Source organism: Dolichospermum sp. LEGE 00240 (assembly GCF_015207875.1).
Classification (GTDB): domain Bacteria; phylum Cyanobacteriota; class Cyanobacteriia; order Cyanobacteriales; family Nostocaceae; genus Dolichospermum; species Dolichospermum gracile.
Window position 1 is genome coordinate 1 of record NZ_JADEVZ010000069.1, and the last position, 18725, is coordinate 18725.

The following is an 18725-nucleotide window of genomic DNA, read 5'->3' on the forward strand; positions in this document are numbered from 1 at the left end:
TCTTACCCCAATCTTCTGGAGGTATCTGTTCTAAGTGATTGACGCGATTTAGTTCCATGTCACTTAATTTATCACATTTTGGAGGTAATTTTTTAACGATCGCTCTTCTACCCCCCTGAACGGTTACCCACATATTCCTTCAAGTGTAGTAACTAAATGCCCAATATTAGGAACTCCATATTGATTGGGAAGTTTCGCAAGTTCATTTAATTGAATATCAAGATGCTCTGATGAAGTTGGACAACTCACGTGTTCTGCTAACCAGAGATTTGTTGATACCACAATCGCAGGCAGTGAATGCCAAGGTATCCCAAACAAACGTGAAATTTCTCGCATTAAAACTTGGTCGTCAAGAGTAAATACAGACTGCCCAGCAGTTTGTTGATAAGTCTGCCACCATCGTGAATTGACGTGATCTTGCAGCCATTGTTCAGGCGGATCTAACACAGCAAAAAAAGCAAGGTTTTCTCCTGTGCTTCTATCAAGACCTGCAAATTCAGCCTTTAAATAATCAGTGAATACTGTATCACTAGGCTTGAAGAGAATAGCAACTTGGATTGGAAAACGTGCGAAGTATTTTTGTGATGGAGAGCCAGAATTAAAAATATTGCTTCTTATCGGAAATCCCATAGTTGCTGCCCTTTTTAGCTCAAATTTAAATATCTTTTACAAACTAGCTTAATCCTAAAAATCCAGCAATAAAGCTAAACGTCCGAAACAATCTATCGTAGTTAAGCGCCTGTCGGATATCTTCATCCTCTAATTCTGGATAAGCAGCTAAAACTTCCTGAACCGACAGGTTACTGGCCAGCAATTTCAGGACAAAGCCCACAGTAATCCGCATTCCTCGAATTGTTGGTTGTCCAAGGCAAACATTAGGATTAATAGTAATGCGATCTAATTGAGCCAGCACGGTGGGACTCCTGAAATATAAAAATTCTTTCTCTATTTTCACATACAACAGGCAAATTGAGAAAAAAGTCAATTAGCTTTAACTAGCTAAAGCAGGAACTTTTAGGGGTACAAGAGCTTTATGCAGTACACTAGGTTTAGCACTTAAATATACTTCCCGAAAATTACTCTCATTATATCCAACCACAACTGCACCTACAGTTGTACCAATTTCTGGATACATTTCTGGACTCATCCCCCCTTGATCTAAAAAATCTGGGATTTTGATCAACCCCTTAACTAAAGACTCATCAATATTGACAAAAATGCCAAAGGGTGCATGAAACTCAACTTTGCCCTGTACAAACTGACCTAGCTTATACTTAGATTTAATATTTTCCCAACTTGTACTATCCATAATATTCACCGTGATTTAAGGACTCGTGGAAATTGGTTGAGGATGGGAAACAAACTTTGAGGAACAACCACCTCAATTCGCTCACAACCATCTTTTTCATCATAACGACACTCAAGAGATTTGAAATACTGCTCGTAGCTTGCTTGATCAATATATACCTCAAGAATCCCCTCTTGATAGCTCTCGTTGAACTCCTCAGCAATGCTTCTGTCATTTTGTCCGGCAAAGTAGCAACTTCCATCAAGGTAGGGGGGATTATAGGGAAAATCAACAACTTGAAAGCCTTCCTGTAATAATTTTTGACCTTTACCTTTTTGTGGTGCTTTGTAAATTGTAACGCTTAGAGTAGATGCTAATTGACCAGACCGCATGAGTAGAATAAGCTCAAAACTATTTGTATTTTTTAATTGTTCCCAGTCTTCATCCTGTTCATCCTTAAATCCTGGACATCCTGATTCAGACATTCTCACATACAACAGGCTTGAGAAAAAAGTCAATTAGTCTTAATTTTGGTTACAGTTAGATCACAAATAAATCGTGAGGGGTGATACTATGCGTGTTTTGCTAGTTTATCCAATATTTCCAAAAACCTTTTGGTCTTATGAGAAAATTCTGGCGCTAGTTGACAGAAAGGTATTGTTACCACCATTGGGTTTGGTGACGGTAGCGGCAATTTTGCCCCAAGAGTGGGAGTTTAAGCTTGTAGATCGTAACATCCGCCCTGCCACAGAAGAAGAGTGGGCATGGGCAGATATGGTGATTTTCTCGGCTATGATTGTCCAAAAACAAGATTTACTAGAGCAAATTCGGGAAGCGAAACGACGGGGTAAGCTGGTGGCTTTGGGTGGTCCTTATCCTACCTCTACACCCCATGAAGTGGAAGCAGCAGGGGCAGATTACCTGATTCTGGATGAAGGGGAAATCACCTTACCCATGTTTGTGGAAGCTGTGCAACGGGGCGAAAAATCTGGAGTTTTCCGCGCTACTGAAAAACCTGATGTTACTAGTACACCTATTCCCCGCTTTGATTTATTAGAGTTTAATGCTTATGATATGATGTCGGTGCAGTTTTCGCGGGGTTGTCCCTTCCAGTGCGAATTTTGCGACATCATTGTTTTATATGGACGCAAACCCCGAACTAAAACACCTGCACAACTGTTAGCCGAGTTGGATTATCTCTATGATTTGGGTTGGCGGCGGGGTGTGTTTATGGTGGATGATAACTTTATTGGCAACAAGCGAAATGTGAAGTTGTTGCTGAAAGAGTTAAAAGTTTGGATGGAAGAACATCAATATCCGTTCAATTTTGACACCGAAGCTTCCATTGATTTGGCGCAAGACGCAGAGATGATGGAGTTGATGGTTGATTGTGGCTTTAAAGCGGTATTTTTGGGGATTGAAACCCCAGATGAAGATAGTTTACAACTCACTAAGAAATTCCAAAATACTCGCAGTTCCTTAACTGAGTCGGTAGAAACCATTATTAAGGCTGGACTGCGGCCAATGGCTGGGTTTATTATTGGTTTTGATGGTGAAAAAGCGGGTGCAGGCGATCGCATTGTCCGTTTTGCTGAACAAGCAGCTATCCCTTCCACTACCTTTGCTATGTTACAGGCGTTACCCAATACCGCGCTGTGGCACCGTTTAACCAAAGAGGGCAGATTGCGAGAAAACCAAGATGGGAATATCAATCAAACCACATTGATGAATTTTATTCCTACCCGTCCCCTGGAAGAATTGGCTAGGGAATATATTGAAGCCTTCTGTGCTTTATATGATCCTACCGCCTATTTAGATCGCACCTATCGCTGTTTTATGATGTTAGGTCCAGCTAGATATACAGCGCCGGCAAAAATGCCAGAATGGGTAGTTGTCAGAGCCTTACTAATTGTAATTTGGCGACAAGGATTTAAACGCCAAACTCGCTGGAAGTTCTGGCATCATTTGTTTAGTATTCTCAAGCATAATCCCAAGGTGATTGAACAGTACATTTCTACCTGCGCTCACATTGAGCATTTTATGGAATATCGGCAAATTGTCCGCGATCAAATCGAAAGTCAATTAGCTGCGTATTTAGCCCAAGGTGCGGAAAAACCTTATGTACCTGTGAAGGAAAAAGTCGAAGCTGTAGTTCTCTAATAACCAGATCCCCTAGATCCCCGACTTCTTAGAGAAGTCGGGGATCTATGTTATTTTGTGATCGGCAAAGTCACTGTAAAAGTTGAACCTACTCCTACTTGACTATTAACTGTAATTTCCCCTCTGTGGGCTATAACGCACTGTTGGACGATTGTTAATCCTAGACCACTACCAGGAATTATGCCTATATTTTCTCCCCGGTGAAATGGTTGAAATAATTTTTTTTGGTCTTTTTCGCTCATACCAATTCCCTGATCTTGAAATCTCAAAATTACGCTTTTTTCTTGTTTAATTAATTCAAATAGAACTGTACCTCCGGGAATTGAATATTTAATGGCATTATTGAGTAAATTACTGATAACATGCTTTAAGAGGGTTTCATCTCCCAGGAATTCAAAACAGTGTTCAGAACTGGTAAAAATTAAGTTCAGTTGTTGTTCTTGGGCAGGTAATTGAGATTGTTTTACTAACTCAGAGCATAAGTTTTCTAAGTTGAGTATGTGTGGTTGGTATGGTAGTTGACCAGAATCAGATTTACCAATTAGTGAAGCTTCATCTACTAAATGTGATACATTTTTGATGGCAGAGCGGATGAGTTGTACATAGTCAATTTGGGAATTATTTGTCAGTTCTTTTTGATATTTTTCTATTAATCCAGCCGCGAGAAGAATGGTGTTTAAAGGATTGCGAATATCATGGGAAAGCATAGCCATAAATTCAGACTTAAGCTGATTAATTTCTTGGGATTTTAAGAGTTCTGTGGTTTTTTCTTCAACTTGAGTTTCTAATGTTTGATTAATTTGATTTAATTCTTCTAAAAATTGTTTGCGTTCTACAGCATATCGCACAGAACGTACTAATGTATCTGGATTTACGTGCCTTTTGACTAGATAATCTTGCGCTCCTTGTCTCACTGCTTCAATGCCTAGTTCTTCATCATTTGTGTTAGTCAGAACTATGATGGGATTGCTGGGATTTTGCTGAAGTAACTGAGGGATGGAAGATAATCCTTGACTGTCAGGAAGGGTCAAATCTAATAAAATTACGTCGTATTTTTGGCTATTTAATTGGTTGATTCCGTCTTGAAGTCTTTGGACGTGAACTAAACCAAAATTTTGAGATTTTGTCAGTTTAATGAACTCTTGCAATAACCTAGCTTCTGCTAGGTTATCTTCAATTAAGAGGATTTTTAGTGTGGAAGTTGCGGTAATCATTTCCTGGTTTTACCTTTTGCGAGTTGTTGGTTAAATAGACTTTTATTAAATTAGTTTTCAAGAATATATCGAATGTAGTTTTATACAGTTGCAGGAGATACAAAATTTACGGTAAAAGCAATCACGTAAAAGACTATTATTCCTAATTCTTTCTTCTCTCTTCTTCCTGACTCCTGACTGGGCGCAGGCCCTGCGCCCCTACTTCCTGACTCCTGCTATACTTTTATGCTAATGGTAAGGTTACGGTAGAAAACCAAAATCTTTCAATACTCTGGATGATTTGAAATAGCTGATTCAAATTACGAGGTTTGGTAATGTAGCAGTTAGCGTGTAAGTCGTAACTATGGAAAATGTCGTCTTGATTTTTTGAAGTTGTCAAAATGACGATGGGAATGCGTTTGAGTTGAGGATCAGATTTAATTTCTGCTAATACCTCTCTACCACCTTTTCTGGGTAAATTTAAGTCTAATAAAATCAAATCAGGACGTGGTGCGTTAGCATATTCTCCTGCTTGATGGAGGTAATTCATAGCTTCCACACCGTCCCTAACTGTGATTACTTGATGAGGTAATGAACTGGTTTTTAATGCTTCTTGAATGAGACGAATATCCGCCTTATTGTCCTCCACTAAAAAGATGATTTTGTGTGTTTTTGCCATGTTGACGCTCATAATTACAATCGCTGACGGGAATTGTGAAGTAAAAAGTCGCACCCCGACCAAGTTGTGACTCTACCCAGATTCGTCCGCGATGACATTCAATTATTTTCTTACAAATAGCCAAACCTATTCCTGTCCCTGGATATTTATCCCTGGTGTGTAGACGTTGAAAGATGGTAAAGATGCGATCGCTAAATTGCGGATTTAAGCCAATTCCGTTATCTTGAACTGAAAATAACCATTCATCTTCCCATCTTTTCGCACTAATATGAACCCTTGGTGGTTCACTACTGTGGAATTTGATCGCGTTACCAATGAGGTTCAAAAATAGCTGGATTAACTGTGTTTCATCAGCCATAACTGCGGGTAAGGGATCATGGGTAATAATTGCGCCGGTTTCCGCAATGCATTGACGTAAATTCTTTAAAGTCCGATTTAAAGCTGTTTCGACTTCGGTAACTTGAAAAGTAATTCCTAATGTATCTAGGTTGCAGTATGCGAGTACGTCATCAATTAAGGTCTGCATTAAAATTACACCTTCGACAACATAACCAATAAACTCTTTTGCATCTGCGTCTAGTTCTGCTTCATAACGCATTTCCAAAAGCTGCACATAATTGGCGACTTGATTTAATGGTTCTTGCAAATCATGGGAAGCGATATAGGCAAATTTTCTCAATTCTGCATTAGAACGTTTTAAGTCTTCGGCTAATTGGGCTAATTCATCAGCTTGACGGAGGATAATATTGATGATAGACTTTTGTAATTCTAATGCAGCTTTAACTTCTACATTTTGCCAGGGTAAAGATGTTAATTGAACTATTTCTTTCCATAATTCAAATGATTTACGGGGACACAAACGGACATTTCCTTCAGATTCATCAACTGAAAAAGCCTGATGGGGATTTCCACCCCAATTGACAGTTTGAATCATTTCTGGTCTAAACCATAATATATAATTTTTTCCAGAAATGGGGATAGCTAATAAACCACTCGCAACATTTTTAAAGCTAATCGCGTCTGGATAGATTTGTGGTAAAGAATCGGTGAAAAATACCTCGTCCTCTCTATTGTTTCTCAGCCATTCTCCTAAAAAATTCAATTCTTCTTCTTGAGGAGTATTACCAATCAGAGTATATTTCCCACCAAAATAGATGGCTACACCTTCAGCATTAGTTAGATTGAGCAGATTTATTTGATTTTTGACTAAACCATCAATAAAGTTCGGTTCTTGAGACATATATTCAACCAATAGTGATTGAATATGGTTTAAATTTAGCTGATAGTCGTAATCTTCAGTTTCTTCTTTGCCAGAAATTTCTGAAAATATGATTCTTCCTAAAAATTCACAAGCTTTTCGTAATTCATAGGAAACATATTTGGGTGATTGATGATGACAAGCAATTAAACCCCAAAGTTTGTGATCCTTAATTAAGGAAATTGTCAAAGATGCAGCCACGCCCATATTATGTAAATATTCTAGATGACATGGTGCAGCACTTCTGAGAATTGAATTAGTTAAATCAATGGGTTGTCCGCTAACTGGGTTAATTCTAGGGAAAAGTTCGGCTGATGATTGAATATTTGTATCGGGAATAACTCGGATAGAATTTTCTAGAAATAATTGTCGTGCTGGCTGAGGAATATCTGACTCTGGATAATGTAATCCTAAATAAGATGATAAAGTATCTGTTTTTTCTTCAGCAATCACAGAACCATGTCCATCATCACAGAATTTATATAACATTACTCTGTCAAATCCCGTTATTTTGCGGATTTCTTGCACAATAATTTGACTAAAATCACAGAGGCTTTGACTTTTTTCTAAGCGATTAATTGAGGCTTGAGCTAAATGATAAAAACTCAAGAAAGGAATATTTTCCTGAGATGCCGTAGGTTCTAATTCTAAGATTAAAAACCCTTCGGAGTTACGATAGAAAGTGGCATCAAATATTGTATATTCATCTCCTTGTTTCTTAATCCAAATTTTTGTAGGATTAATAAAATCTAGATTTTCTTCTGACAACCAAAATTTAATTTTCTGGATTTGGTAAGGATCTAATAAATCTTCTAATTCCTGTTGTACCATATCCTTTGGAGATATGCCAAAAGTGCTGAAAGTATTGCGACTAACTTGTAATATTTGTAAATCTGGCTCTTGTAAGACTAACAAAATTCCATGGGGTTGAATTTCACTAACCAAATGTATTGGTGCTTCTTTTAAGCTCGTGATATTAATATGCTGCTGCTTGACATTGATATCCATAAAACCCTTCCCCTATAATTTTAGAGCATAAAATCTGTAGATTTAATCCAAATTCCTCACACCTATAAAAATTCTTGTGGATTTAGTACCTTTGGTAGTGGCAAAGCCCATAGTTATAGTTGCCCTTACCTAATATTCTTACACAGAAGAACTAGCTGTCACCAAATATATAGATAAGAAATGTAAAAGAGAAGATGATTAAATCCGCAGTCTTTGTGTATATATATTAAGCAATTTCAATTTTATGTGTGGCTGCACAAAATTATGAAATTAATTCATTAATTCATCCGTCTTTATCTGCGTTTATCTGCGGTCAATTTTTCACTATTCCTACTTTTGACTAAATCCAGGAACTAAACCACATCCGCATTCTATAACCATCAGGAGAGATAGGTAAACCTAGATAAATAGGCATCCAGAAAATGAAAGCAGCAACAATGATAAAAGTTATAGTCACACCTACTGCGCGAATTTGCCGATAATAACTCAGCAGACATTGATCAACAACCCAAGCGATCGCTATAAATGTAAACACAACCGCGGACATATAATGGTAGATAAAGACACACCTTGTTACCTCCACCCAAGGGAGGAGATTAGCCCCATAATTTATGACTAAAAATAAGCCAATCCAAGTATCAGCGGTAAGATTTTTCGGGATAAATAACCGCTTTTTTTCGATTATCGGCATCGTAATTGTGATGATTACCATACCAATTAAAAAGATCATTGCAGCTAAACCAAACCACCATAAAAAAGGATTCCCCATAGCATGAACATCATAAATTACTTTACCAGCACCATCAGGTAAGGAATCCTTGGTACTTTGAGCAGTTTGATAATAATAAGCCATTGGTCGAGTTAGCAATGGCCATTTATACCATGCAGCACAATAAGGATGAACGCTAGGACTATTACCACCTAATTGCAGATGAAAGTGCAAAATTTGTTTATGAACTTCAATAAATCCATATCTTTTATCTAGTTGGAGGTGAGGAATCCAAATCAGACTATAAATAACTGTAGGAATAATTCCTAAATAAGAACCCATTTGCCAAATATTTATTTTTGTCAGATTTTGCAAGGGTGATTTTATAGTATTATCTGGGGAATTATTGGCAGAATTAAAAAACCGTAAATAAGAAAATAATGGACTGCGAGATGGATGATCTTCATATTGCAACCAGCGAATTATCCAGGCTGCTATCCATACACCATAAGCAGCAGTTAAAAACCATAAGCCATTCCATTTTGTGCCAATAGAAGCACCAAAACTAATACCGGAGAGCATTAACCACAACCAACGGTTTTGTTTTTGCTGATCTAATGCCAATAATAACAACCATTGTCCGAGTAAACCAAAGATAACTATATAGACATTACTTAAAGCATAACGAGATTCTACTAAAAATAATCCATCACAAGCTGTAAAAAATCCTGCTAATAAAGCAAACCGATGACGATAACTAAATTGATAAGTTAATAAAGTCACGATTACGGGAATTAATGAACCAGTGAGCGCATTTACCCACCGATAATTCCAAGGAGATAATAAAGAATCTGTGAGACTATTGACAGTATCTCGACCAATAGGAATATATTGACTCATCCAAATCCCTAACCCAATCAGATATTGACTTAATGGTGGATGAGCATTAAAAAATGGTGTATGGGTCAGATAGTTGTTACCAAATTTAGCAAAATAAACTTCATCAAATACTAAAGTATTAAATCGGCTTAGTCCCCAAAAACGTAAGCTCAAGGCAAGTAGAAATATGCCTATTATGCCTAATCGAAACCAGGTTTTTTTCATGATGTTCTTCAGATGTTTTTGCAAAAACTAATAATAAAAACAGATTTATATCCCCGACTTCTTAGAGGATGTTTGAAAAGTTTTTAATGTATAAATAAACCCCTCTCCAAACCTCTCCCCGACGCGGGGAGAGGCTTTGAAACCCCCATTCCCTTGTAGGGAAGGGGGGAAGGGGGGTTAGGTTTCTAGAGATTATCGGGTTCATCTAATACTTTTCAAACAACCTCTTAGAGAAGTCGGGGATCTTGTTGTCGATCTTGTTGTCCACAAATGTAGAATAATAGCTCTAACACAGTCAGAAAACTTAATCTACTATGTCACAATTAGAGCGATTGTTAAAAATGGCAGAAGATGAACTTACGGAGTATAGCACTGATGCCCGCAAAATGGAAAAACTCCGCCGCAAGATTAGTCTATCAGTACCATTGGCGGAACAGAGGCAACTAAAAGCGACATTATTAGCTACAATACCATCTGGTAAAATTGCAGAAATTGTGGAAGAGCAAAGACAAACCGTAGCTTTGCCATTTTGGGGAATTGCTGGTTTGGGTTTGTTATTGGGTATTTCCCTGAATCAACCCATTGGCTTATTAGCAGCTATTGGGGGGACTGTAGCAGCCTTTAGGATTCAGAAATGGGGTTGGCAATTACAGGCAAATCGCCTATTATTGCGAACATTGGAAGATATTGAAACCCGGATTTCTCAACCTAGTAATTGAGTACAAACAACAAATTAATTGAGGAGATAGAAGTTATGACAAAGTATGATTATATTTTCAAGTCCAAAGACAAAATCAAAGAATCATTGAATGAACAAGAAGCGGTAGCGGCAATTGGTGTGATTACCACCATAGTTGATTCTGGCAGTGAAGACATAGATGCCGAAAGTTTAGCTGATATTCTTTGGGAGTTTGAGATATTTGATGAATACTCAGAAGAAGAAATGCTAGAAACGGTGGATAGACTCATAGAAATTGCCGGAGAGGTGGGATTAGGTTCTTTGTTTAATGCTGCTAATGCGGCCATTTCTGGTGAGGCAGTTTTAGATGGTTTTGCGGCTGGAGTGATTATGCTTTTTGATGCCGAAAATTTAATTATTCCAGCCAATAAAAAGGTTTTTCTAAAACAACTACAAATAGCTTTAGAACTGGATGATGCAGAAGCAGAAGAAATCATCAAAGAAATAATTGCCTCAATAGAAGCTGGGGACGAGGAAGAATATCTCGAAGAAGAATATGAAGCAGTTATTTTTAATGAAGCTGGTGAACAATTTTATCAATCACCTTTAGGTAACTTTATAGTTCCTATTCCTGTAAATTCTGAACAGGGGGGAAAACTGCAAGCTGAGGATGGAATGGTGAGTTTTTCGGACGATGCTGGGACTTTACTCAGAATTGATTATTATCCACTCTCTCTAGAAGAAATTGATGATCTAGATTGCCAAGAAGATGAGATATATCTGCATAGAGTTTTGGTGGATAAATATGTTCCTCAAGCAATTATTTCTCATGTTCCTACGGCGGAAGTGAAACATAAAGAATATTTCCAAGATACTTTAGAAAGTTATTACTATGTGTTAGTAAATATGCCTCAAGGTTCAACTATATCCAAACAAGAAACTAATGGCAATGGCATTAGATTAGATGCCTATAGAGGATTGTTGTCTTTTGTTAATAATGAATGTTTGTATATAGTTAGCAGTCAACGCAGCTTTTTAAATGGGGAAGTGCCTGGTTCTATGAAGGAAGAGGCGAAAAAAATGAAAAAAGCTATTTTAGATTTTGTGCGTACGATTGAGTTTGCCTAAATCTAAGGGATAACCCTATTTTGGGCGCAGGGTCTGCGCCCCTACTGGCTTTGGTTATAACCTACATTCCGCACTTCATTTTGTAGTGCAGACATGAGTGTAATAAGTAACAGAAACAGCTTAAATATAAACACATAACTAAGTTGGCAATAAATATAGACAGTAATATAAAAATTGCCAACAAATTGAAATTAATAAGGTATTGACAATAAATTCAGAAGAAAAAATGAGAAAATGAGTCTGAATGAAATCAAAATACCCAAAAATATGAATTACCAAAAAGAAGAATTTGAGAGTAAAAACTTAGATCACTTAGGAATAATAGATGAGATAGGAATAGTAGAAAAAATTAATGAGATATTCTTAGTAGATATCAGAGAGAAAGTAAATACAGGCGAAGTAGTCAAAGCAATCATTCTCAATGGACTGGGTTTTGTATCAAGACCATTATATTTATTCCCTGATTTTTTTCAGGATAAACCCATAGAACATTTAATAAAAGAAGGAATAAAAGCATCAGATTTAAATGATGATAAAATAGGTAGAGTAATGGACAAGCTCTACAAACATGGATTAACCAAACTATTCCTAATTATTGCCTTGGAAGTAGTAAAAAAATTGGGAATAGAAACTAAATACTCCCATTTAGATTCAAGTTCATTAGACATCTCCAAAAACTGTCAAAGTCTTTTGGTAAGTAACTTAGAACCCACAAATGCAAGTATTGGAAACTAGCCGTTATCAACGATAACATAGGGCTTTGAGATATTTATTGATAAAAACCAGGCAAAAAAAATGAAGTTATGTGCGTAAATTTTATCCCAGACCTATAGGATTCGTTGGTAATATGAGTGAGCCAATCTACTGTTAATTCATAAGTAGTTAATATTTCTTTAACTACTTCATAGTCAGAATCATTTTTTTTTACTTGCTCAACTAAACTAGATGGTAACAATTCTCTCAGCAATGGCAACCAATAATTAAATATATTATTTGCTGTAGATTCACTGACTCCAAACTGTATACCTAAAAGTTGGAAAGTTGTCATATGCCTGAGATAAACTAAAGTTAAAACTATTTGTTCTCCTCTAGATAATTTAGGTTTCCGACCACCTCCACCTGCAATAATTCTAGTTTTTCTTGATTCCAATTCATTTTGCTTTTGATCATGCAACTTTTCCGCATTTTCAATTAATTGTTTTAAATCTACATAATCCAATCCAATTAACCTGTTAATAATTCCTCTAGATATTCCTTGGCGAATTGATCATGAGATTGTCGAGTCATTTAATTATATCAAAAATCACATTAAACATAAAAAATATTATATAATAATTATGTTACTACCAAAAGCATGGTTTTAAAAGTAGTTTACCCCAAAAATTAAACTAATGTTACAGTCAATCGAAGGCATTTACAAAGACGGGAAAATTGAGCTAACCGAAACACCAACAGGCATAAATACAGCGCGAGTAATTGTAACTTTTCTCGATACCAATGCTTCTGTAGATTTGTCATCTCGCGGAATTAATGAAGAACAAGCTGCAAAATTAAGAACTAGATTACAATGTTTTGCACAAGATTGGGATCAACCAGAGATGGAAGTTTACGATGCCTTATAATCGTGGTTCAGTAGTGCTGGTTTTGTTCCCAGACTCAAACTTGAAAACTGCTAAACGTCGTCCTGCTTTAGTTGTTCAATCTCACAATATTGGTACTGGTTTATCACAAACTATTATAGCTATGATTACCAGTAATGTTTCTCGTGCTGGACACCCTAGTAGAGTTTTTGTGAATATAGTAACACCAGAAGGAAAACAAACGGGATTAATTACTGATTCAGTGATTATGACAGATAATCTAGCAACTGTTTTAGATACAGAAATAGATAGAGTTATTGGTACTTGCTTAGAAATGTCTTTAGTAGATGCAGCACTCAGACATACATTAGAAATTTAAAATACAGTTCTCACTCTAACAAGTAATCTAAAATTTAAGAATAAAGTTTGTGATCTGGATCTAACCAAACAATATAAAACACATTATCAATAAAAAACCTATGAACTCTACCATATTCGTTGGATGAAAGTTGAAACTGATATGGTGTATCTACTAACTGTTCTTCATTCAGAAGACCGAAACCAGTTTCAGTGGTATCTTTCCAGTTTATAGGATGACAACGCAAATTTTTGGCATTCTTTACCGTCATTTCTTTGACTGTCATACTTGATAAATCCCGCAATCTCTGAAGCAAAGTTTGTAAATATTTAGCATCTTTATCCTTAATCGAAAACTTATTATTATCATATTGAAAATAAGTGTAGGAGAAACTAATTCCTTTCGCAGTTTCAATTTTTGTCGGGTTTATCCCTAGTGATGAACTTTGATTAATATTCAGTTTTTTAATTTTATTCTTTTTCTGCGGCACGTTGCTTGTAATACTCCCTCATTGACTCTTTACTAAAAATTGCATTACAGGGGGCATCCATAGGCAGATTACCTCTAGCATTAATCCAAGGATCTTCTCGATGAATCATTTGCTCTAATTCAAAAGTATCACAACCAAAATAAATTTCTGTGACTTGTTCTAAAAACTCCTTGATTTCCTCAGAAAAATTTGGTTTTTCAACTTCTTTTAAAATTGGCATCCATGCAAATTGTTTATATTGTTCATATAATTTAGGAATTACTGAACCATGAATCCATGCTTCAAAATCATCATCAAATAAAGGTTGATCATAAATAGCTAAATACCAAGCTTGAGCATAGTAAACAAGTTTTTGCAGTTTCAAGTTGCTGATATATGAACCTGTTTCTCTAGCTTGCCAAATAAAGTAATTGGCAATTGTTTCTGCTGTTAATTGTGAAGTTCCGACTGTTGAAATCATGGTACTAATTTAAACACTTAGGGTAAGTAATATCTATTCTAAATTAGGATTCCTATACTGAACCTAGCAATATCTAATTTCCCCTTGTTCCATTTTATCTCAAATTCAAGCGATCGCACTCCCAAAATCATCCTACAAGCACTAAATTATCAACTTGCCGCACAGACTACTCATCATCATCTTGAACTTTTTTTCGTCAAATCCCAGCCAAAATAGTAGCACCTGTTCTAACTCCAGCATTTGTTCTGGTGTTATATTTCCCAATTTGCGTAAAAGCTTTGCATGAGGAATCGTGATGATATTTTGGACATCAAATACTCCTTCTCGAAGAAAATTAGTTTTGATTTGTGCCTCAAATCTTGAACCACGTGAACTGGTTGTGTGTGGTACGAGAGTGGCTAATGCACGATCTTGATCTAGTGCAGGAATACTAATTACTAAACATGGTCTGACTTTTGCCACATAACCTAAATCTACTAACCAAACTTCTCCACGTTCAGGACTACTCATAGGTCGTTTCTTCCTCATCTAAATCAAGAAAAAGTCCCTCAGCATTCATGACTAAATCTTCATCAGATAAGGGCGAAAAATCTAAATCAACTGTCCGCTTTAAAATTGCTAACACCAAATCTAACCGTTCTGAGTCTGTCAAGCGGTCGAATGTATTCAGAAGTTCTTGTACTAAAGCAGTCATAGCTTTTTTCCTATATATGGAAATATCATAACATGAGCTTGATATGACTATCTCCAAAATTACACTATTACGGAGTGCTTCGCTATTGCACTCCCAAAATCATCCTACAAGCGATCGCACTCCCAACATCACCCTACAAGCGATCGCACTCAGGTAGTTGAAAGGCTTGTTCTTTAAGCTCTTGCAGTGACATAGAGGTTATTTTACTACGATTTAGGTTTAATCTCAAATTCCAGTTGGGAACGATAGAAAGAAACATCAAATTCCATAAAAAAGTTAGTTTGTCCCAAAATTAAGGGCGCATTTGGTTTACTCACCCATGCAAAAGCCAATCTAACTGAAGGAAATTCACCTATTTCAGCATTTGCGAAAGATGGCATGGCTGCTTGACTGATATTACCTGCTAATTGGATAATGGCTTTGTTTTCATCCCATACTCCACCTAATTGAAGACCTATTTCATAAGGTAAAACGTTGATAGTCACACCACTATCTACTAAACCAAGTGCTTCTACTATTTGATCTCCTCGAAGTAAAACTAATGGAACTCTTGGTAAACTATCAAATTCGTTTTGGCTGGGGTGGCTTGTTGAATACTTAAACCGCATAAACTTTAATCATTAGAAACTGATTGATTTAGTGCTTCCATGAGAATTTCCCCAGCCCCGAAGTTGTTATAAGGCGTTGGTAGGTGATATGTTTTGAGGGGTTCTAATGGAGAAATATCTTCAGCGGTGTCCAAATCTTCTGCAAGGATGCGAATTAATTTGAGTTTTTCTGGTGCTGAAAGTTGTCGAACTGACGGGAGTAACTCGGTTAATGTCATATTTTCCTACTGGATGTGTTTGAGGTATGTAGAGTCATAGTTATCTTATTCTATTTTATCTAATAGCGATACCTTCGGTGCGCTTCGCTATCGCACTCCCAACATCATCCTACAAGCACTGATTTATTAGTTTCTTCGTTTTTTCTAACCTGGGTTAACATAATTTGTGTACATCAATCACAATAAATCTTGAAAAAATTTAGTGTTCTTGTGTCAACCTGATCTTGTATCTTGTAAGAAATGTTATCCTAGACAATCCGTACCAACCTATTGTTAGTATTCTTAATCAAGATATTCTAATTAAAATCTTTAAATGCTTCTATCACTATTTCTAAGCTTTCATCACACTCAGAACATATGTGTTCAAAGTGCTTATAAAAGCTTCCAAAATTTACCAATGAAGCTTTCCTAATATTTTCAGCTTCTTGACCAGATGTATGCCCTTTAAGTTTGCTACGTAAATCATGTATTTTGTGAAATGAACTCGTTATTTGTCGAGCATGATCTTCATCAAAATTAACACCAATAAGACACTCCTCAATAAGTTTCAATGATCGAAATTTAGCTTCTGGATTTCTTCCCAAGTTTTTTGCCTTATTCCTCAACCATTTCTCCTCAAAACCTTCAACTAAAAGCTGATCAAGGTTCAATATTTCTTCAGCCCATTCATCTTTCGATGCTGTATAAGGGTAATGTACTTTGTTGGGAGCATTCCGATCTCTTAATTTCCACCACTGTACATTCAAGCGATCAAGTTTATCGAGTTTATGTTTTAAGCTAGGTAGAGGGTCATATTTTTGATAGAATTGCCCTTCAAAATCTCTCTTGATTGCTCGCTCTGAGAGAGGTGATTTAGGTTTTTCATTGTATTGTTTCCAGTGTAACTGTTCTTCATATGGAAGCTGACTAAGATAAATTAAATAAGTATGTACCTGCCCCGCTTCATTAATATCAAAGGTTTTTAGATACCATGCACCTCTACAACTAATAGAATTACTTTCTAATTGATACTTCTCTCGATCACTTTTATATTTGGATAATACTTCTGGTCTAAAAAATGCAGGTGTTATCTCAAATGGAATATTTGACTCTGTAAAATAATTCGCTAAACATGATGGATTGCAAGATATCTCCTTGATGACTTTGTTTTTCCAATCATGTGCAATATATGTTGCGTATTTTTTTTCACTGTCAGTGACGGGTTCTCCCCAAAAATGCCTAATTATCTCCTCTTGAGGTATTCTAATATCAGCAACCTGAATTCCTCTTGAGTAACTGCCATAGCCAGGATAAACTACAAGCCTGCTAAAAATAGCATCGGATTTTTGCAATAATGATTCATTATTACCATTCCATCCCCAAAATCTCTTACTTTTATAGCGAGTAAAATCGAACATACGGAGAAGTTTTGTACCTGATAAACTAGCATAATATCCTAGTGCCTGTTTTTGCATAGAAATCAAGATGCCTGTTTCATTTCTAGTTATTTTAACAATATCTTCAATATCTCCAAACCTATCTAACTTGCACCAGGAATTTCTTTCCAACATAAAGTGAATATCTAGAATGTGAGCAATTTTTTGCTCTATTTCATAGTATTGATGTTTCGACTTATCACCATCAAATGAACGTTCAAATATGATTTGCTTACCTTTGCTTAATAATTCACTGCCTGCGTTTGACAATGGAGATTCAATCCAAATTTCATCTGATGAGCATACGTGACTCCATAATGAATTAGGAGAGTGTTCCCACTTTAATAAATCTTGAATGCTAGAATCGTCCAAGACAACTTCTGGGATAAGAACTGAATTAATAAAAACATGAGGTAATGAAGCATATAAGATAATATGTTCATCCAGGATTTCATGTTCTAAAAAAGGGAAAATGTCTTGCTGTTGAACCCAGCAATTAAACTCATCAGAATCTTCTGGTTCATTTGCAAGAGACAACACTAACTTTGGATTAAAAATATTCATTGCTTATACAATCTATCCATAATTTATAGCTTTTGATTTTTTGATTTCCCAAAAATATCGTTACCAAGTTTAACCCAGTAACGATATTTAACAAAAATTATCTTAACCTTGCACTACAGGTTCTTTCACCAAAAACTTCTCCACCTCAGTCAAATCATCAGCATCAAACAAAAATCAGTAGTTTAGGAAATCTCCTCAAACTGCCAAAAAATATAATACCCTAAACTTCCTCATTACTCAATCTTTGTAACAATTCCTCACGGGATAAATTACCCAAAGAAAGAAGTAACTGAGTGCGTTCAGAAATAGGAATATTAGCAATCTTTTCCACCAAACCAGATAACTCAGCATCTAAACTACCAAAACGCCCTTCCAGAAGAGAAGTTATCAACAAAAGTTGTCCTTCTTGTTTTCCTTCTTGCTTCCAGTCTTCTATTTGTTGTAAATAAGCCGGTGATAAGTTCATAATTACTTCCTCTTCTTCCTTGCTTAAATTATCTCTCAATTCTAAATTCTTGCGCCAGTCCGCTAAAATTTCTAACAAATTCTCCCTAAAAGGGTTGTTTTCTGGTAAAGTTGTTAACTCCTCAACTGCTCTTTTTTGTGTTCCTCCTTTTCCTAAAACTCTTAACCATAAAGTGTCTTCATTTTCTGGTAATTGATGAATTACAACTATTGCTGTTTTCAAAATATCGTGCAGAAAATAAACTCCTTTTACCCAATCTTCCCCTATCTCATTTGCACCTAAACCATTAATCATGCGAGGTGAGAAAGTTGGTGTTAAAATCCATAAAATCGGGAATTCTGATTCAACAATGTTTCTGTTTTCGCGTTTTGCTTTCCTGACTACATCGCCATGAACAGCATATAATTTAAGTAAACAACTGCGAAATTCTATTTCTGATGGTGGGTTACGAAAAGCCTCAATTAAACATTGAGTTTTTGCTATCTTCCCTAATAAACCTAAAGGTAGATTTTCCTGAGTTTGATCAGAAAATGGTTCAAACCAAACATCAATTTCTTGAACTTCACTTTTAACCTTTTCACTTTTTTTAATTGTTCCTAGAGGTGTTAATAATTCCTCCAGATATTCTTTAGCGAATTGATCATGAGATTGTCGAGTCATTTGATT

General features: G+C 36.1%; 22 protein-coding genes and 1 pseudogene. 6 read left to right on the forward strand and 17 right to left on the reverse strand.

The features are described from left to right. Nucleotides 1-123 precede the first annotated feature (123 nt). The 4 genes from IQ226_RS19205 to IQ226_RS19220 form a co-directional block, all read right to left on the reverse strand. Nucleotides 124-630: a hypothetical protein gene (locus IQ226_RS19205; protein ID WP_193898011.1), complete on the reverse strand. Its 507-nt coding sequence runs from the start codon at nt 628-630 to the stop codon at nt 124-126. A 43-nt stretch (nt 631-673) separates the two neighbouring features. Beyond that, the gene (locus tag IQ226_RS19210) at nt 674-913 is read right to left on the reverse strand and encodes a DUF433 domain-containing protein (RefSeq protein WP_193898012.1); all 240 of its coding nucleotides are present in this window, start codon (nt 911-913) and stop codon (nt 674-676) included. 78 nt (nt 914-991) lie between these two features. Further along, nucleotides 992-1309 carry a S1 RNA-binding domain-containing protein gene (locus tag IQ226_RS19215; protein WP_193898013.1) on the reverse strand — a complete coding sequence of 106 codons (318 nt, stop codon included), beginning with the start codon at nt 1307-1309 and terminating at the stop codon, nt 992-994. Nucleotides 1310-1314: 5 nt separating this feature from the next. Beyond that, nucleotides 1315-1773, reverse strand: coding sequence for a hypothetical protein (locus IQ226_RS19220; RefSeq protein ID WP_228039547.1), 459 nt, complete (start codon nt 1771-1773; stop codon nt 1315-1317). Nucleotides 1774-1861: 88 nt separating this feature from the next. Here IQ226_RS19220 and IQ226_RS19225 point away from each other — a divergent pair, with 88 nt between their 5' ends. Continuing rightward, the gene (locus IQ226_RS19225; RefSeq protein ID WP_193898014.1) at nt 1862-3448 is read left to right on the forward strand and encodes a B12-binding domain-containing radical SAM protein; all 1587 of its coding nucleotides are present in this window, start codon (nt 1862-1864) and stop codon (nt 3446-3448) included. 50 nt (nt 3449-3498) lie between these two features. Here the strand turns inward: IQ226_RS19225 and IQ226_RS19230 are convergent, their stop codons facing one another. From IQ226_RS19230 to IQ226_RS19245, 4 genes are all read right to left on the reverse strand, one after another. Then, complete coding sequence (locus IQ226_RS19230; protein ID WP_193898015.1) at nt 3499-4662, reverse strand: hybrid sensor histidine kinase/response regulator; 1164 nt, start codon at nt 4660-4662, stop codon at nt 3499-3501. Nucleotides 4663-4885: 223 nt separating this feature from the next. After that, nucleotides 4886-5320: a response regulator gene (locus IQ226_RS19235; protein ID WP_370567201.1), complete on the reverse strand. Its 435-nt coding sequence runs from the start codon at nt 5318-5320 to the stop codon at nt 4886-4888. After that, entirely contained in the window at nt 5277-7586 is a 2310-nt protein-coding gene (locus IQ226_RS19240) for an ATP-binding protein (RefSeq protein ID WP_193898026.1), read from the reverse strand. Before IQ226_RS19240 ends, IQ226_RS19235 begins: the two co-directional genes overlap by 44 nt. 340 nt (nt 7587-7926) lie before the next feature. Further along, nucleotides 7927-9399, reverse strand: a complete 1473-nt coding sequence (locus IQ226_RS19245; RefSeq protein ID WP_193898035.1) for a dolichyl-phosphate-mannose--protein mannosyltransferase — start codon at nt 9397-9399, stop codon at nt 7927-7929. A 314-nt stretch (nt 9400-9713) separates the two neighbouring features. Between IQ226_RS19245 and IQ226_RS19250 the strand changes: the two genes are divergently transcribed. The 3 genes and pseudogenes from IQ226_RS19250 to IQ226_RS19260 all read left to right on the forward strand — a co-directional run. Beyond that, complete coding sequence (locus IQ226_RS19250) at nt 9714-10118, forward strand: hypothetical protein (RefSeq protein WP_027403445.1); 405 nt, start codon at nt 9714-9716, stop codon at nt 10116-10118. Between the two features lie 35 nt (nt 10119-10153). Next, nucleotides 10154-11206, forward strand: coding sequence for a tellurite resistance TerB family protein (locus tag IQ226_RS19255; RefSeq protein WP_193898037.1), 1053 nt, complete (start codon nt 10154-10156; stop codon nt 11204-11206). Between the two features lie 267 nt (nt 11207-11473). Beyond that, nucleotides 11474-11875 (forward strand): annotated as a pseudogene (locus IQ226_RS19260) (DUF4277 domain-containing protein); the annotation flags it as partial. A gap of 100 nt (nt 11876-11975) precedes the next feature. Here IQ226_RS19260 and IQ226_RS19265 read toward each other — a convergent pair. Further along, a complete protein-coding gene (locus IQ226_RS19265; RefSeq protein ID WP_228039548.1) occupies nt 11976-12425 on the reverse strand; it encodes a transposase family protein in 450 nt (149 codons plus the stop codon). A gap of 172 nt (nt 12426-12597) precedes the next feature. Between IQ226_RS19265 and IQ226_RS19270 the strand changes: the two genes are divergently transcribed. Beyond that, on the forward strand, nt 12598-12828 hold the full coding sequence (locus IQ226_RS19270; protein ID WP_193898039.1) for a hypothetical protein: 231 nt from the start codon (nt 12598-12600) through the stop codon (nt 12826-12828). After that, the gene (locus IQ226_RS19275; RefSeq protein ID WP_193898041.1) at nt 12818-13165 is read left to right on the forward strand and encodes a type II toxin-antitoxin system PemK/MazF family toxin; all 348 of its coding nucleotides are present in this window, start codon (nt 12818-12820) and stop codon (nt 13163-13165) included. The genes IQ226_RS19270 and IQ226_RS19275 overlap by 11 nt, the downstream gene beginning before the upstream one ends. Before the next feature lie 34 nt (nt 13166-13199). Here IQ226_RS19275 and IQ226_RS19280 read toward each other — a convergent pair whose 3' ends face one another. The 8 genes from IQ226_RS19280 to IQ226_RS19315 form a co-directional block, all read right to left on the reverse strand. Next, entirely contained in the window at nt 13200-13634 is a 435-nt protein-coding gene (locus IQ226_RS19280; RefSeq protein WP_370567202.1) for a hypothetical protein, read from the reverse strand. After that, on the reverse strand, nt 13615-14094 hold the full coding sequence (locus IQ226_RS19285) for a Panacea domain-containing protein (RefSeq protein WP_193898043.1): 480 nt from the start codon (nt 14092-14094) through the stop codon (nt 13615-13617). Before IQ226_RS19285 ends, IQ226_RS19280 begins: the two co-directional genes overlap by 20 nt. A 141-nt stretch (nt 14095-14235) precedes the next feature. Beyond that, a complete protein-coding gene (locus IQ226_RS19290; RefSeq protein ID WP_193898045.1) occupies nt 14236-14604 on the reverse strand; it encodes a type II toxin-antitoxin system PemK/MazF family toxin in 369 nt (122 codons plus the stop codon). After that, nucleotides 14597-14788 (reverse strand): hypothetical protein, encoded by a 192-nt coding sequence (locus IQ226_RS19295; RefSeq protein ID WP_193898047.1) that lies wholly within the window; start codon nt 14786-14788, stop codon nt 14597-14599. The genes IQ226_RS19290 and IQ226_RS19295 overlap by 8 nt, the downstream gene beginning before the upstream one ends. 206 nt (nt 14789-14994) lie before the next feature. Next, complete coding sequence (locus tag IQ226_RS19300; protein WP_193898049.1) at nt 14995-15396, reverse strand: hypothetical protein; 402 nt, start codon at nt 15394-15396, stop codon at nt 14995-14997. A 5-nt stretch (nt 15397-15401) separates the two neighbouring features. Then, nucleotides 15402-15614: a hypothetical protein gene (locus IQ226_RS19305; RefSeq protein WP_193898051.1), complete on the reverse strand. Its 213-nt coding sequence runs from the start codon at nt 15612-15614 to the stop codon at nt 15402-15404. Between the two features lie 296 nt (nt 15615-15910). Beyond that, nucleotides 15911-17593, reverse strand: a complete 1683-nt coding sequence (locus IQ226_RS19310) for a hypothetical protein (RefSeq protein ID WP_193898052.1) — start codon at nt 17591-17593, stop codon at nt 15911-15913. A gap of 220 nt (nt 17594-17813) precedes the next feature. Further along, complete coding sequence (locus tag IQ226_RS19315; RefSeq protein ID WP_193898054.1) at nt 17814-18719, reverse strand: hypothetical protein; 906 nt, start codon at nt 18717-18719, stop codon at nt 17814-17816. Nucleotides 18720-18725: the final 6 nt, after the last annotated feature.

What these genes read in the sequence shown, in the direction of transcription:
- IQ226_RS19205 (WP_193898011.1), bottom strand. Translation starts at nt 630, where the DNA reads ATGGGATTTCCGATAAGAAGCAATATTTTTAATTCTGGCTCTCCATCA.
- IQ226_RS19215 (WP_193898013.1), bottom strand. Translation starts at nt 1,309, where the DNA reads ATGGATAGTACAAGTTGGGAAAATATTAAATCTAAGTATAAGCTAGGT.
- IQ226_RS19220 (WP_228039547.1), bottom strand. Translation starts at nt 1,773, where the DNA reads ATGTCTGAATCAGGATGTCCAGGATTTAAGGATGAACAGGATGAAGAC.
- IQ226_RS19225 (WP_193898014.1), top strand. Translation starts at nt 1,862, where the DNA reads ATGCGTGTTTTGCTAGTTTATCCAATATTTCCAAAAACCTTTTGGTCT.
- IQ226_RS19230 (WP_193898015.1), bottom strand. Translation starts at nt 4,662, where the DNA reads ATGATTACCGCAACTTCCACACTAAAAATCCTCTTAATTGAAGATAAC.
- IQ226_RS19235 (WP_370567201.1), bottom strand. Translation starts at nt 5,320, where the DNA reads ATGGCAAAAACACACAAAATCATCTTTTTAGTGGAGGACAATAAGGCG.
- IQ226_RS19240 (WP_193898026.1), bottom strand. Translation starts at nt 7,586, where the DNA reads ATGGATATCAATGTCAAGCAGCAGCATATTAATATCACGAGCTTAAAA.
- IQ226_RS19245 (WP_193898035.1), bottom strand. Translation starts at nt 9,399, where the DNA reads ATGAAAAAAACCTGGTTTCGATTAGGCATAATAGGCATATTTCTACTT.
- IQ226_RS19250 (WP_027403445.1), top strand. Translation starts at nt 9,714, where the DNA reads ATGTCACAATTAGAGCGATTGTTAAAAATGGCAGAAGATGAACTTACG.
- IQ226_RS19255 (WP_193898037.1), top strand. Translation starts at nt 10,154, where the DNA reads ATGACAAAGTATGATTATATTTTCAAGTCCAAAGACAAAATCAAAGAA.
- IQ226_RS19270 (WP_193898039.1), top strand. Translation starts at nt 12,598, where the DNA reads ATGTTACAGTCAATCGAAGGCATTTACAAAGACGGGAAAATTGAGCTA.
- IQ226_RS19275 (WP_193898041.1), top strand. Translation starts at nt 12,818, where the DNA reads ATGCCTTATAATCGTGGTTCAGTAGTGCTGGTTTTGTTCCCAGACTCA.
- IQ226_RS19285 (WP_193898043.1), bottom strand. Translation starts at nt 14,094, where the DNA reads ATGATTTCAACAGTCGGAACTTCACAATTAACAGCAGAAACAATTGCC.
- IQ226_RS19290 (WP_193898045.1), bottom strand. Translation starts at nt 14,604, where the DNA reads ATGAGTAGTCCTGAACGTGGAGAAGTTTGGTTAGTAGATTTAGGTTAT.
- IQ226_RS19295 (WP_193898047.1), bottom strand. Translation starts at nt 14,788, where the DNA reads ATGACTGCTTTAGTACAAGAACTTCTGAATACATTCGACCGCTTGACA.
- IQ226_RS19300 (WP_193898049.1), bottom strand. Translation starts at nt 15,396, where the DNA reads ATGCGGTTTAAGTATTCAACAAGCCACCCCAGCCAAAACGAATTTGAT.
- IQ226_RS19305 (WP_193898051.1), bottom strand. Translation starts at nt 15,614, where the DNA reads ATGACATTAACCGAGTTACTCCCGTCAGTTCGACAACTTTCAGCACCA.
- IQ226_RS19310 (WP_193898052.1), bottom strand. Translation starts at nt 17,593, where the DNA reads ATGAATATTTTTAATCCAAAGTTAGTGTTGTCTCTTGCAAATGAACCA.
- IQ226_RS19315 (WP_193898054.1), bottom strand. Translation starts at nt 18,719, where the DNA reads ATGACTCGACAATCTCATGATCAATTCGCTAAAGAATATCTGGAGGAA.